The organism is Conchiformibius steedae (assembly GCF_014054725.1).
Lineage (GTDB): Bacteria > Pseudomonadota > Gammaproteobacteria > Burkholderiales > Neisseriaceae > Conchiformibius > Conchiformibius steedae.
Genome location: NZ_CP059563.1, coordinates 351,879 through 365,481 on the forward strand (window position 1 = coordinate 351,879; position 13,603 = coordinate 365,481).

Consider the following 13,603-nt stretch of genomic DNA (forward strand, 5'->3'; position numbering starts at 1 on the left):
AACAGTAGCTTGGGTTGATTCATTGCATAAAAAACATTGGGTTATGGATTTGCCCAACCCAAGCTGCTGCTGTTTAAACATCAATAAGCCAATGTAATATGTGGAAAATATACAGGGAAAACAGCCATGATTTGGGTTTCGTGCTGGCAAATTTATTCTCTCAATCTATTGATATTAGAGAGTTTAATCTGTGGATTGATAGGGTTATTTTGCAGATGCCCATAGATGAAACGCCTCATTATGTATTTGACCTGATTGATTTTAATCAAGGTTTATGCCATATCTATAAAATCATCGGGTTTGCACCGAATAGTGATTTGTCGGAAGCCGAAAAAAATGCTTTAACTGGCATCGCATTTGCAAGAAACATCAATCTGTATGAACCAGATATGACAAAAGCAGAGGCACTCAAAGCATTAGAGGAAAATCCGCATATACTGGATAGATACAGATTATTTTTTCCTTTTATTGAAATTGATCAAACCAATGTTTTTTAATAAAAATCCGCGCAATATAAAGTAATTGCGCGGATTCAAATCAAACGTGTGCTGCGGATTTAGAAGAAGCCCAATTTATCGGGCGAGTAGCTCACCAGCAGGCATTTGGTTTGCTGATAGTGTTCCAGCATCATTTTGTGGGTTTCGCGTCCGATGCCTGATTTTTTGTAGCCGCCAAATGCAGCATGGGCGGGATACAGATGGTAGCAATTGGTCCATACGCGCCCTGCCTGAATGCCGCGTCCGATGCGGTAAGCGGTGTTCATGTCGCGGCTCCACACGGCTGCGCCCAAACCAAATTGGGTGTCGTTGGCAATGGCAAGCGCTTCTTCGGCGGTTTTAAAGGTGGTAACGGCAACCACAGGTCCAAAAATTTCTTCTTGGAAAATACGCATGCTGTTGTTGCCTTTAAAGATGGTGGGTTCAATATAAAAACCGCCTGCCAATTCGCCTGCTTCCTGACGTGCCGTACCGCCTGCCAACACTTCTGCACCTTCTTCTTTACCCAGCTTCAAATAGCTTTCAATTTTGTCAAACTGTTCTTGGCTGGCTTGTGCGCCTACCATGGTATCGGTGTCCAAGGGGTCACCTGCTTTAATGGCTTTCACGCGGGCAACGGCTTTTTCCATAAATTTTTCGTAAATGGATTCTTGCACCAGCACACGGGAAGGACAGGTACACACTTCGCCCTGATTAAGGGCAAACATGGCAAAACCTTCCAAACATTTGTCTAAAAAGGCATCGTCTGCGTCCATCACGTCTTCAAAGAAAATGCTGGGGCTTTTTCCGCCCAATTCCAAGGTAACGGGAATGATGTTTTCGCTGGCATAGCCCATAATCAGCTTGCCCGTGCCGGTTTCGCCGGTAAAGGCTACTTTGGCAATACGCGGGCTTTGTGCCAAGGGTTTGCCGCATTCAATGCCGAAACCGTTTACTACGTTTAACACGCCCGCAGGCAGTAAATCGCCAATAATTTCCAATAAATACAAAATGGATACGGGGGTTTGCTCGGCAGGTTTCAAGACGATGCAGTTGCCCGCTGCCAGCGCAGGGGCGATTTTCCACGCTGCCATCAAAATGGGGAAGTTCCACGGAATAATTTGTCCGACTACGCCCAAAGGTTCGTGAAAATGATAGGCAACGGTGTCGTGGTCAATTTCGGAAATACCGCCTTCTTGGGCGCGAATCACGCCGGCAAAATAACGGAAATGGTCCACCGCCAAGGGAATATCAGCCGCTAAAGTTTCGCGCACGGGTTTGCCGTTTTCCCATGTTTCGGCAACGGCGATTTTTTCCAGATTCTGTTCCATGCGGTCGGCAATCTGCAACAGAATGCGGCTGCGCTCGCTTACCGATGTTTTGCCCCAAGCATCTTTGGCGGCATGGGCAGCATCAAGGGCTTTTTCCACATCGGCTGCCTGCGAACGCGGCACTTGGGCAAAAGGCTTGCCGGTAATCGGGCTGATATCATCAAAATACTCGCCGTCGACGGGCGCTACCCATTGTCCGCCGATATAGTTTTCATAACGGCTTTTGAATTGCACAATGCTGTCGGGGGTATTGGGGACTGCGTATTTCATAATGACTCGCTCCTGACGGGGGTGTAAGGGAAGTTTGATATTAAGGTGTTTTGAACGCCCCTGCCAGCGGCTTTGGTTTTTGTGATGCACCACATCAGCCGACACAATCCCTGCGGTGGAATCCAGTATAATCCATGCGTTTTTGTTTTAAGCGATTGTGATGTCCATGCCTACTTTGCTTTTGGTTGACGGTTCATCTTATCTGTACCGCGCCTTTTATGCCATGACCCATCTTTCTGCGCCTGACGGTACACCCACCAATGCCGTTTACGGCGTATTAAATATGTTGCGCCGCGCCCGTGCCGAAATCCCCCACGATTATTGTGCCTGCGTATTTGATGCCAAAGGTCAGAACTTCCGCCACACCCTGTTTGCCGATTACAAAGCCACACGCCCGCCCATGCCCGATGATTTGCGCCCGCAAGCCGACCTATTGCCCGAACTGGTGCGCCTGATGGGTTGGACGGTACTCAAAACCGCAGGCGTGGAAGCCGATGATGTGATTGCCACCCTTGCCAAACAAGCTGAAGCCCAAGCATGGCGCGTGGTCATTTCCACAGGCGATAAAGACATGGCGCAATTGGTTAATGAACACATCACGCTGGTCAATACCATGAGCGGCGAAACCTTGGACAGCGCGGGCGTGTTGGAAAAATTTGGCGTTGCACCCCATCAGATTACCGATTATTTGAGTTTGATGGGCGATAAAGTGGATAATGTGCCAGGGGTAGAAAAATGTGGTCCCAAAACCGCTGCCAAATGGCTGGCGCAATACAGTTCTTTGGAAAACTTGAGCGCAAACGCCGAACAAATCGGCGGTAAAGTAGGCGAACACCTGCGTCTTGCTTTGCCGCAGCTGCCTTTAAGCAAACAACTGGTTACCCTAAAAACCGATGTGGATTTGCAAAACGAATTGCCCGCAGGTTTGCATGATTTACAGCGGCGCGAACCCGATTGGACGGCATTGGTGGAACACTTCCGCCGTTTGGGTTTTAAAACTTGGCTGAAAGAAGCCGAGCAGCAGCAAAACGGCAACGCTTCCCCCGAACTGTTTGCCCCTGCGCCTGTTTCACAAGCTGCCGAAACCACCCAAGCCACTGCCCCCGCCGCCGTACACTACCGCAGCATCACCACCGAATCCGATTTCCAAGCCCTGCTTGCCCGTCTCAACGAAAGCGACAGCATCGGCATTGACACCGAAACCACTTCTTTAGATGCCATGAACGCCCAATTGGTCGGCATCAGCATTGCCTTTGCTGCGGGCGATGCCGTTTACCTGCCTTTGGCGCACAATCCCGCGCTTACCCTCGAACAGCTCGACAGCAATATCGTTTTACCCGCGCTCAAGCCCCATTTGGAAAATCCCGCGCTGAAAAAAATCGGACAAAACCTCAAATACGACCGTCATGTTTTCGCCAATCACCACATTGATTTACAGGGCATTGCGGGCGATGCCATGCTGGCATCGTATATTGTAGAAAGCCATCTCGGACACGGTTTGGACGAACTAGCATTACGCTGGTTGGGTTTAAGCACGATTACTTATGAAGATTTATGCGGTAAAAAAGGCGCAAAACAAATTCCCTTTGCCGATGTGCCTTTGGCGCAAGCCTGCGATTATGCCTGTCAGGATGCTGATTTTGCCCTACGCATTGAAGCGCATTTACGCACGCAAATGGACGAACGCCAATTGTCCTTGTATCAAGACATGGAATTGCCTGTGTCAGATGTGCTGTTTGCGATGGAACGCGCAGGCGTACACATTGACCAACACGAGTTGGCACGCCAAAGCCACGAATTGGGACATGAATTGCTGGATTTAGAACAACGCGCTTATACCATTGCAGGACAACCGTTTAATCTAAATTCGCCCAAGCAATTGCAGGAAATTCTGTTTGATAAAATGGGTATTGCCACCAAAGGGCTGAAAAAAACCACTTCAGGTGGTATTTCCACCAATGAAGCGGTTTTGGAACAACTCGCCGGCGAACACGAATTGCCGCAGTTGATTTTGCAACACCGCAGCTTGGCAAAACTCAAATCCACCTATACCGACAAACTGCCCGAAATGATTTCGCCGCATACGGGGCGCGTACATACCACTTACGCCCAAGCCGTTACCGTTACGGGGCGTTTGGCAAGCAGCAATCCCAATTTACAAAATATTCCGATTCGTACCGAAGCAGGACGGCGCGTGCGCCGTGCGTTTACTGCGCCTGAAGGTTTTGCAATGGTGTCGGCAGACTATTCGCAAATTGAATTGCGTATTATGGCGCACTTAAGCGGCGACACCACATTGATTGAAGCATTTCAAAACGGCGAAGACATTCACCGCCGCACCGCTGCAGAAGTTTTCGGGCTTACCCCCGAACAAGTGGGCGCGGAACAACGCCGTTATGCCAAAACCATTAATTTCGGTTTGATTTACGGCATGGGTCAATACGGTTTGGCAAAAGCACTGGGCATTGATAATCTGTCCGCCAAGAGTTTTATTGACCGCTATTTTGCCCGTTATCCCGGGGTTGCCGAATACATGCAGCGCACCAAAGAACAAGCCAACGCGCAAGGTTATGTGGAAACCCTGTTTGGCAGACGTTTGTATCTGCCCGATATTCACAGCCGCAACGCCAACGCCCGCGCCGCCGCCGAACGCGCTGCCATCAATGCACCCATGCAAGGCACGGCTTCCGATTTAATCAAACGCGCCATGATTCAGGTGCAACAATGGCTGCAAAACGAACAACTGTCTGCCAAGCTGGTGATGCAGGTACACGATGAGTTGGTATTGCAAGTGCCTGAAAACGAACGCGCACAAGTTTGCCAAGCCTTGCCTGTATTGATGGCACAAGCAGGCGAACAGGTATTAAACGTCCCCCTGCCTGCCGAAGTGGGCAGCGGCAGCAATTGGGAATCCGCCCACTAACTTTACGAAAGGTCAACACATGATTTCCCCGCAAGACTTACTGCACCTTTACCAAACCCGTTCCACCTGCAAGCAATACAATCCCGACCGCCAAATCAGCGCAGACGACTTCCAAGTGATTTTGGAAAGCGCGCGCCTGTCGCCCAGCTCGTTTGGCTTTGAGCCGTGGCATTTTGTGGTGGTACAAAATCCCGAACTGCGACAATTAATCGGGCAACACGCTTGGGGTGCGAAAGACAAAATCGGCGAATGCAGCCACTTTGTGCTGATTTTGGCACGTCAAGCCAATACCTTGCACGCCGATTCGCCCTATATTATGCAGATGATGGAACAAGTGCATGGTATTGCCCCTGAAGCTGCTGCCCTCCGCCGCGAGCGTTACCGCGAATTTTGCGAGCAGGATTTCGCCCTAACTCCTGAAAATCCACGCAGTTTTTACGATTGGGCGTGCAAACAATGTTATATTGCCTTGGGCAATATGCTGACCACTGCCGCTGCACTCAATATTGATGCTACTGCGGTGGAAGGCTTTCCTTTGGAAACCTTAAACCGTTTATTGGCAGAACAAGGCGTGTTTGATAGCGAAGTGTATAAGCTGGCAGTGATGTGCGCGTTTGGCTACCGTGCCGATGCCCCGCGCCCCAAAACCCGCCAGTCAGCACAAGCAGTGATTAGCTGGAAATAAATCCTTTATATTCAATGGTTTTAAAAAAATAAAAATTAAAAAACGGTTTACTGATGATGGTAAACCGTTTTTTGTTTCACGTGAAACGTTTTTAGTGCAAAAATGTTTAAATGCAAGTATTTAAAATTTAATGAAAAATATTTTTCAGCAAAACTTTATAAAAAGCAAAGGCATTTAATGCGCCGCGCAAAGCCGTTTCACGGTCTTCATCATTCAAGTTCAAACCGTTCAAATAGCCCACAAATTCGCGCCAGTGCTTACCGCGACCATCGGCATGAGGTGCCAAATGGCGTGCGCCGTGTTCTGCACCAAAACCCAATTTTTCTTGTGCGTCTTTAAACAAAAACGCTGCGCCAATATTAGAACCTTCAGCACAATACAACCAACCAATGGCTTCCGCACCTTCAGGCTTGGGCAAAGTTACGTCCAATTTGGCTTCTTGTGCACCCAAGTCCTGCAAATCCTGCATCACGGCATCATAACGCGCCAATGTTGCCAAATTGGGGATTTGACGATTCAAGGCTTCATCACGGTACACATCGTCCACAATTTTATGAAACACGGCTTGCAGCTGCAAAAAACGGGCATAGTTTTCGGCATTATCAAACGGTTTGCACGACATCACCATATTATCCACGCTATCGTGGGTGGCACGACTGTTGGTTTTCAGGTATTCGGCAAAAGTCATTTGTTCAGACATGGTTTTTTCCTCATCAATCCAAAGTGGGTTTAGAAACGGGCTTCCACGGTTACATTAAAATTGCGTCCGGGGGAAGTGAATCGGTCAATACCGGCGTGGGTTTTGTTGTCCACACGGTTTACCGTGCCAAATTCGCGGATGCTGCGTAAGGCATCCCAAGTATAGTATTTTTTGTTGGTCAGGTTATTCACGCCTGCGCGTAAGGTAAAGTGTCTGCCAAAATGACGGTACACACTGGCATCGGCTATGGTGTAGGATTTACTGTGCTTGGCAAAGGGCCACGGATTGCTTAAATCGTCGTTGCTGTGAATGGTGTCTTGGGGCTTTTTACGCGCAGTGTGGCTTAAATGCAAGGCTGCGCCCCATTTTTTAGACGGGGCATCGTAGCCGATATTCCACACGGCAGACCACGGCGACAGGGCATTGATGGGATAGGATTTTCCGTCTGCGGCTTTGGCTTTGCCTTTGATATAGGTGGCGGTTAAGCCTGTGTACATACCTTTAGGTAAACCGATGCTGTCTAACTGCCAACGGCTTTTCCATTCCAATCCGCGCACATAGGCAGAGGAACGGTTTTGGTTTTGCCACACCACAGCAGGGAAGCTGTCGCGGGCAAACGGCATCACGCCCAAGCCCAAATACGCCAGTTCAATAAAGTTGCGATAACGGGTGTTAAAGCCCGATAAGGTAAACGAACCTGCTTTCCCGTTGGCACTGATACCCAATTCCAGATTGCGGGCGGTTTCGCTTTTGAGTTTGGGATTGGCTTTCAGGTAAAAATCGGGGTGTGGGAACATTAACCACAGTTCGTCTGTGGTGGGGGCGCGGAAACCGTTAGAGGCTTTTGCCATCAAGGAAAGGTGGTTGTTGGGTCGCCAATCCACGCCCAGCGAATAGCTGGTACCGCCGTGCTTCAGGCTGCTGCCTAATTCAGGAAGAACTTTGGCAACCGTGCCAGTGTAGTTGCCATCGTTTTTGGCGTTGCTGACACTGCGGTCGTAACGCACGCCCATATTCAAACGCCATTGACGGCGTTCGCCCAAGCTCAAGGCATTGTTCCAGTAAATGTAACGGCTTTTGGAACGGGTTTTCAACAGGAAAATATCGTCGTTGCGGTTGGCGGTGGCGATGTGCGGGGCAAACAGTTTTACCCAATAGGTTACGTTATCGTTGTCGTTGTCGTTGGTTTGCAAACCGCCGCCGTATTGGATTTGCCAATCGGCACGCTCAAACGGCAGGTGTTTGTCTGCTTGCAGTGCGGCGCGGCGGGTGGTTTGGTGGATTTGACGGTACATGTGCAGGGCTTCGGAATTAAAGCCTTTGTCCAAATAGTTGGCAGGCAAATCCCATGTCCATGTTGCCATGGTGATTTTTTGTTTGTCCCAAGTCAGTTTGAGTTTGTCCCAAGGTCCTTTTTCTAAAGTGCCTTGATATTCAAAACCGATGCGGCGGCGGTAGCTGACATCGTTGCGGTGACGCACATCGCCGCTGGGGTCTTCCGAACCGAGATTTTTGGGTGTCCACAAATTAGAAAGTTCTTTGGTTTGGCGTTCTAAACGGGATTCTTCAAACACGCCGCCTAAATAGTGGTTGTAATTGAGACGGTAGCCTGTTTTAAACAGGGTGGTTTGGTTTTCCCATGTTTGCGGGTCGGGTTTGCCGCGCGATACGCCGTAGGCTTTTTCGCTGCGGGTGCTGCCGCTGTTGTTAAACACGGAAGAAATAGGGGTGTCGCTGGTGAGTTTGGTTTCTTTTTCGTCTGCGCGATTGGCGGTTTCTGCGCCCTGACGACGGGTGTGTACCAGCAGGGTTTCCCAACCGCCCAGTTTACCCGCAAAAGTAATGCTGGAAAAACGTTGTTTGTTGCGGCTTAAATAACCTGCTTTCGCGCCCAAATAATAGGGCTTGTCTTCGTGAACGTAATCTTCGGCGGATTTGGTTTTGTAATTTACCGCGCCGCCGAGTGCGCCACTGCCTGATTTCAACGAATCTGCACCCTTACTGATGGTGACTTCGGAAAAGTTTTCAATTTCGGCGGTATTGCGGTTGGCGTTGTAGTTGCCGTATGCGCCAAACAGTTCTTGGAAGGCTTCGGAAGAACGGCTTTCGGCTTGTGCCAAACCATCTACATTGATGGCAACGCGGTCTTTATCCACGCCACGAATGGCAAAACCATTTGAGCCTGTGCGTCCGCCTTCCACCACGCTTACCCCTGTTTCGTAACGGGTGAGGTCGTGTTCGTCATGTACCATCTGTTCATCAAGGGCTTTGCGCTTGGTGCGGGTTTCGCCAAGTTTGTCGCTACTGCGGCGTTTGCCAACGGCTTCAAGCTGCTTGAGTGTTTTGCCTTCGTCTGCGTTGTTGTCGGCAGCCAAGGCAGGCGCAGTGGCGGGAACGAGCAATAAGGCAGGCAGTACGGCACGCCATAAAGAAGTTTTGGGCTGTTCGGACAACACGGTGCAGGGATAGGGGCTAATCGGTGCGGGGGCAAGATTGCGGTAAGTCGCCAATACGGTCGGCACAGGGCGATGCGACAAACGTCCGTGCATTTTGTAATCGGCTTTGCTGCGGCTGCGGGCGGCGACACCACCGGGGGTTTTACCTACGGCGCGGCGGTTCGGATGGCGTTTTTTCTTTTGATGAACGGAAGACATGCTCAATCCCCAATCTTACTGAAGCGGATTCAAATCCGATGAATCATCTTTGTATTGCTCATTAACACGTTTGCCGCCAAATACGGTATCCAAACTGCGGTTGCCGTCAAACACGATTTTGCCGCCAATTTCTTCGGTGGCAGGTCCGGTAATTTCAACGTATTTACCATAACCGTAAGTGCGCGGTTCGCCGAAAAAGCGTCCGTCCACCTGTCCGATTTTGCCTGCTGATTGTGCCGTACCCGAAAAGGCATTGCCTTGAATATCCACATTCTTTAATTCTACGTCTGCGCCAAAATCGCTGTTGCCAACAATTGTTCCGCCCATTTTTCCTGTATTGAAGTTGGCGGTAAACAGCGACACTACAGGTTCGCCTTTGGAATTGGTATAGGATTTGGGTGTGTAGGACGAACTGACAAACTGTCCGTCTTTCACGCGCAATGCCCACACTTCGTAAGTGGCTTTGCCTTTAATGTCGCGTACTTTTTCGTGGCTTCCGCCTGGCATCAAGGCAGGGTCGGACACCATGCCGCCCACAAACAATTCGCCGTTGCCCCACGCGCCAAAACGGACGTGTTTCAAATCGGTTGCCGCTGCATAACGGAACACGCCGCCGCCGCTGCAACACACCATCATTTTGCCGTGTTTTTCGGTATTTTGCCCCTGATGTCGGGTTTCCATTTTCCAAGACGGGCTAAACGAACTGGGTACAATCGGATTGGTAAACTCGCTGAAGCGGTACAGCGTGCCGTCTTTGGTGCGGTACATCAATTCGGGTTCGGGCGTGCCGGTAAAGCGTGCAGGGACATCCACTGCTTCCAGTTGTCCGCTGGGTGTATCGGCAGTGCTGAGGGTTTGCATCCGTGCAGGCAGGGTTTCATTGGGTTTAAACGATTGATTATTGTTGGCAGAGGGTAAAGTGGGGATATCCACAGGTCCTTTTGGTTCGGTGATGCTGCTGCCCGCGCACCCGCCCAATACACAGACCAAGCTCACGGCAATACAAATGGTTTTCATCGGTTTTCCTCAAAATCGTTTGGCACGGGGCAAATCCCCGTTGCAACAGGGCAATACACAGATTTGCCTGACCATGTACGCCATGATTTCGCAGCAAACCTATCAGCGGCAAATAATAAATGATATGATTATTATTATCAATCAAAATCCCCAGCGTACCGTCTCCGATGTTAAGAAGCAATTGGCTGCACATTATTTTTTTATGCGCCTGCTGGCAAGCCCACGCACAAATCCCGTCCGACACTGTTTGGGACAATCAGCGTTTGCAGCAGCAACCCGAATTATTGGAACGGCTGCTTATTGATGCCATGGACGGCAGCGATGCCAAGCTGTTGGCATCTTTAAACGAAGCCTATGCCCAACTGCCACAAGCCGATGAGTTGTTAAAAATGCGGGCGCAAGCCGTATTGCTGCGTTTAAATGGACGTTTGGACGAAGCCGAAGACCTGTATCGCCGTTTGCCGCACGACCACTCCAACCATTTGCGCGACCGTTTGGACGAAGCCGCTGTTTTATTTGAAAACGGCAAAACCCGTGAAGCCGATGCTGCATTCGCCGCACTCGCCGAAGAAACCCTGCCTGCCGCCGTTCACGCCAATATCGCCCGTTTCCGTCACGCCATCGCCCGCCGCCAACAATGGCAGTGGGGTTTTGCGCTGCAACCCGTTTATAACGACAACATCAACAACGCCCCGCCGCCGCATTGTTTAAACGGCGTGTACTGCACCCGCACCACCGCGCAAAGCGCATACGGTGGCAGTTACGCCATACAGCTTGCCAAAACACAGCCCCTGCATGGCAAACACAATCTGGCAGTACAGCTTCAACATGATGGCACATTTTATTTTGGGCAAAACGGTTACAATGAAGCATCGGCGCGTGCTGCTTTGGGCTGGCAATACCGCGATGCCCGACATGAATGGTCGCTGCTGCCGTTTTACCAAATCCGTTTAGAAGGGGCAGAATCGTTTAGTGGCAACCGTGCGGCGCGTGCTTTGCCTTACGCACACCGACACACTTTGGGAACGCGCTTGGCTTGGGCATACCGCCCCGACAGATACAGCTTGTTCCGCATTCAATTGGAAGCGCAACGCCACCGCTACCGCGACGCTGCCTACGCACAACGTCAAGACGGTAATCAATGGTCGTCAGCCATATCGTTTGCCAAACAAATCACGCCGCAAGCTTCGCTGTCTGCTGCTTACCGTTATGAATTATTCCGCCCCAAACACCAGCATATCGGCGCATTTGAAAACAATGCTGCGTTTCAGTTTCATGGATTATCGGGCGTGTGGTCGCAACATTGGCAAGGCACAGGTACAGACACGCGCTTGTCGGCGCATTACGGCATCAGACAATATCGCGGCATCGCGGCATTCGGCACGCAGGCACAGCGCAACCGCGAATACGGCGCGGGTATTGCCGTCAGTCAGCGGCAACTGCAATGGCGCGGCTGGCAACCCGTTTTGTTTTACCAACACAGTCGCATCCGCAGCAATATGCCGTGGGCGCAACGGCGCAAGCGTTCGTTCGGTATCGGCTTGGAAGCGGGATTTTGACGCGGGCTGTGGCGGATTTGCCATGACTTTGCCCGTGCTGGTGTAAACTGCCTTGTTGAACCGCTTTATTTTCGGCATAATGGCGTTTTCGTTTCCCATTCACTGCAAAGAAAGGATTTTTATCATGACAATGTTTGCCTGTTTCTTTCTTTGCAGCCCGAATCCTTAATACGGTTCTTTCCCAACGCCGTATCGGGCTGCTTTTCCCCAATTTTGCCAAACCGCTTGATGCGGATTGGTATTTTGTTGTGCCGTTTATACGGCATATGGAAAGCAACTCTATATGGGCAATTCTTATCCTGTTGTTATCATTCGCAATCAAAATACTTGGATTGAAGGTGCTGCCGAGCAGCAATTAAAGACGACTGCTGCTTTGGCGGGTATGCGCCGCGTGGCGGGCATGCCTGATTTGCACCCCGGACGCGGTTATCCCGTGGGCGCGGCATTTTTCAGCAGTGGCGTACTGTATCCGGCGCTGATTGGCGGCGACATCGGTTGCGGCATGGCGTTGTGGCAAACCGAACTGCCTGCCCGCCGCGCCAAAGCCGACAAACTCGCCAAACAATTGGGCAGTATTGATGCGCCTTTGGCGGGCGATGTTCCCGCCACCATTGGCGGCGGCAACCATTTTGCCGAATTGCAAACTGTAGATGCGGTTTACCTGCCCGAATATCTGCCCGCAGCCCTTGCACCTGACAAACTGCTGTTGTTGGTACACAGCGGTTCGCGCGGTTTGGGCGGGGAAATCCTGCGCCGCCACATTGACCAGCACGGACACCGCGGTCTGCCCGATGCCGAAGCCGCCGATTATCTGGCAGAACACGATGCCGCCGTAGCGTTCGCCGTCCGCAACCGCGCCGCCATCGCCCAACGCATGCTGGAACGCTGGCGCAGCAGCGGGCAATGCCTGCTGGATTTAAGCCATAATTTTGTAGAAGCCTGCCAACTAAACGGCGAACACGGCTGGGTGCACCGCAAAGGCGCGACACCCGCCAATCAAGGTTTGGCGGTGATTCCGGGGTCGCGTGGCGATTACAGCTATTTGGTGATGCCCGCAGCCGATACCGCTTTGTCGCTGTATTCGCTGGCACACGGCGCAGGTCGCAAATGGCAGCGCAGCGAATGTAAAGGACGTTTGTCGCACAAATATCCTGCTGACAGCCTGCGTAAAACCGCTTTGGGCAGCACTGTGGTCTGCGCCGACAAACACTTACTGTACGAAGAAGCCCCGCAAGCCTACAAAAACATCGACAGTGTGGTACAGGCTTTGTGTGATGCAGGCTTGGTGCGCGTGGTGGCAAGGCTTAAACCCGTGCTGACCTACAAAACTGCGGGAGGGTGCGAAGCATGAACAACGTTTGTTTACTGATTTCCACCGCACAAGGTCCTGCCGAATGCCGTTTGTTTGCCCGCTTTATTGCCAACACCGTTTGCCGCGAAGCCGCCGCACAAGGTTTGCGCTGCCAAGTCCTGCAATCGCAAAGCGACCAATACGGTTTGCGTTCCGCCCTGTTGCAACTGACAGGCACACACGCTGCCACCGCCGCCGCGCGATGGTTGGGTACATGGCAATGGATTTGTCCCAGCCCGCTGCGTCCGCAGCATCCGCGTAAAAACTGGTTTGTAGCCGTATCGTTGGCAGCACATTCCCCTGAATACGCTGACCACGCAGCAGACAATATCCGTTTCAGCACCTGTCGCGCCCGTGGCAACGGCGGACAGCACCTGAACAAAACCGAAAGTGCCGTCCGTGCCGTACATCTGCCCAGTGGATTAAGCGTGCGCGTAGAAAACCGCCGCAGCCAGCACGCCAACAAAAAACAAGCACGTTTGCTGCTGGCAGAAAAACTATTGCATCGGCAACAACAAAACCAACGCCATACCGAACAGCAAAACCACCGCCAGCGTCATGATTTGGAACGCGGCAACGCCGTCAGACAGTACCGTGGCAGCGGTTCTTACCCCATACCTATTGAAAATTAAGGAAA

Annotated in this window: 10 protein-coding genes; 6 read left to right on the forward strand and 4 right to left on the reverse strand. The window is 51.2% G+C overall.

Translation table 11 applies throughout. The annotated features are described in order from the left end of the window. Positions 1–98 precede the first annotated feature (98 nt). Positions 99–497 (forward strand): hypothetical protein, encoded by a 399-nt coding sequence (locus H3L98_RS02155; protein ID WP_027022154.1) that lies wholly within the window; start codon positions 99–101, stop codon positions 495–497. A gap of 59 nt (positions 498–556) precedes the next feature. Here H3L98_RS02155 and adh read toward each other — a convergent pair whose 3' ends face one another. Next, the gene (gene adh / locus H3L98_RS02160; RefSeq protein WP_027022153.1) at positions 557–2,077 is read right to left on the reverse strand and encodes an aldehyde dehydrogenase; all 1,521 of its coding nucleotides are present in this window, start codon (positions 2,075–2,077) and stop codon (positions 557–559) included. A gap of 157 nt (positions 2,078–2,234) precedes the next feature. Between adh and polA the strand changes: the two genes are divergently transcribed. Together polA and H3L98_RS02170 are read left to right on the forward strand one after the other, a co-directional pair. Next, positions 2,235–5,000: a DNA polymerase I gene (gene polA / locus H3L98_RS02165; RefSeq protein WP_338025825.1), complete on the forward strand. Its 2,766-nt coding sequence runs from the start codon at positions 2,235–2,237 to the stop codon at positions 4,998–5,000. 19 nt (positions 5,001–5,019) lie between these two features. Continuing rightward, positions 5,020–5,685 carry an NAD(P)H-dependent oxidoreductase gene (locus tag H3L98_RS02170; protein ID WP_027022151.1) on the forward strand — a complete coding sequence of 222 codons (666 nt, stop codon included), beginning with the start codon at positions 5,020–5,022 and terminating at the stop codon, positions 5,683–5,685. Between the two features lie 127 nt (positions 5,686–5,812). Here H3L98_RS02170 and H3L98_RS02175 read toward each other — a convergent pair whose 3' ends face one another. The 3 genes from H3L98_RS02175 to H3L98_RS02185 are packed head-to-tail and all read right to left on the reverse strand — an operon-like array spanning position 5,813 to position 10,056. Next, positions 5,813–6,385: a biliverdin-producing heme oxygenase gene (locus tag H3L98_RS02175; RefSeq protein ID WP_027022150.1), complete on the reverse strand. Its 573-nt coding sequence runs from the start codon at positions 6,383–6,385 to the stop codon at positions 5,813–5,815. A 29-nt stretch (positions 6,386–6,414) separates the two neighbouring features. After that, entirely contained in the window at positions 6,415–9,039 is a 2,625-nt protein-coding gene (locus H3L98_RS02180) for a TonB-dependent hemoglobin/transferrin/lactoferrin family receptor (RefSeq protein ID WP_246327830.1), read from the reverse strand. Between the two features lie 15 nt (positions 9,040–9,054). Further along, entirely contained in the window at positions 9,055–10,056 is a 1,002-nt protein-coding gene (locus H3L98_RS02185; RefSeq protein WP_027022148.1) for a Slam-dependent surface lipoprotein, read from the reverse strand. Positions 10,057–10,223: 167 nt separating this feature from the next. On the opposite strand from H3L98_RS02185, the gene H3L98_RS02190 reads away from it, so the two are divergent. The 3 genes from H3L98_RS02190 to prfH all read left to right on the forward strand — a co-directional run bounded on the left by H3L98_RS02190 (position 10,224) and on the right by prfH (position 13,598). Then, on the forward strand, positions 10,224–11,615 hold the full coding sequence (locus H3L98_RS02190; RefSeq protein ID WP_027022147.1) for a surface lipoprotein assembly modifier: 1,392 nt from the start codon (positions 10,224–10,226) through the stop codon (positions 11,613–11,615). 283 nt (positions 11,616–11,898) lie between these two features. After that, on the forward strand, positions 11,899–12,966 hold the full coding sequence (locus H3L98_RS02195) for an RNA ligase RtcB family protein (protein WP_027022146.1): 1,068 nt from the start codon (positions 11,899–11,901) through the stop codon (positions 12,964–12,966). Next, the gene (gene prfH, locus H3L98_RS02200) at positions 12,963–13,598 is read left to right on the forward strand and encodes a peptide chain release factor H (RefSeq protein WP_034333614.1); all 636 of its coding nucleotides are present in this window, start codon (positions 12,963–12,965) and stop codon (positions 13,596–13,598) included. Before H3L98_RS02195 ends, prfH begins: the two co-directional genes overlap by 4 nt. Positions 13,599–13,603 lie beyond the last annotated feature (5 nt).

Excerpts from the sequence above, each read along its gene's own strand:
- H3L98_RS02155 (WP_027022154.1), top strand. The coding sequence starts at position 99 with ATGTGGAAAATATACAGGGAAAACAGCCATGATTTGGGTTTCGTGCTG.
- adh (WP_027022153.1), bottom strand. The coding sequence starts at position 2,077 with ATGAAATACGCAGTCCCCAATACCCCCGACAGCATTGTGCAATTCAAA.
- H3L98_RS02170 (WP_027022151.1), top strand. The coding sequence starts at position 5,020 with ATGATTTCCCCGCAAGACTTACTGCACCTTTACCAAACCCGTTCCACC.
- H3L98_RS02175 (WP_027022150.1), bottom strand. The coding sequence starts at position 6,385 with ATGTCTGAACAAATGACTTTTGCCGAATACCTGAAAACCAACAGTCGT.
- H3L98_RS02180 (WP_246327830.1), bottom strand. The coding sequence starts at position 9,039 with ATGTCTTCCGTTCATCAAAAGAAAAAACGCCATCCGAACCGCCGCGCC.
- H3L98_RS02185 (WP_027022148.1), bottom strand. The coding sequence starts at position 10,056 with ATGAAAACCATTTGTATTGCCGTGAGCTTGGTCTGTGTATTGGGCGGG.
- H3L98_RS02190 (WP_027022147.1), top strand. The coding sequence starts at position 10,224 with ATGTTAAGAAGCAATTGGCTGCACATTATTTTTTTATGCGCCTGCTGG.
- H3L98_RS02195 (WP_027022146.1), top strand. The coding sequence starts at position 11,899 with ATGGGCAATTCTTATCCTGTTGTTATCATTCGCAATCAAAATACTTGG.
- prfH (WP_034333614.1), top strand. The coding sequence starts at position 12,963 with ATGAACAACGTTTGTTTACTGATTTCCACCGCACAAGGTCCTGCCGAA.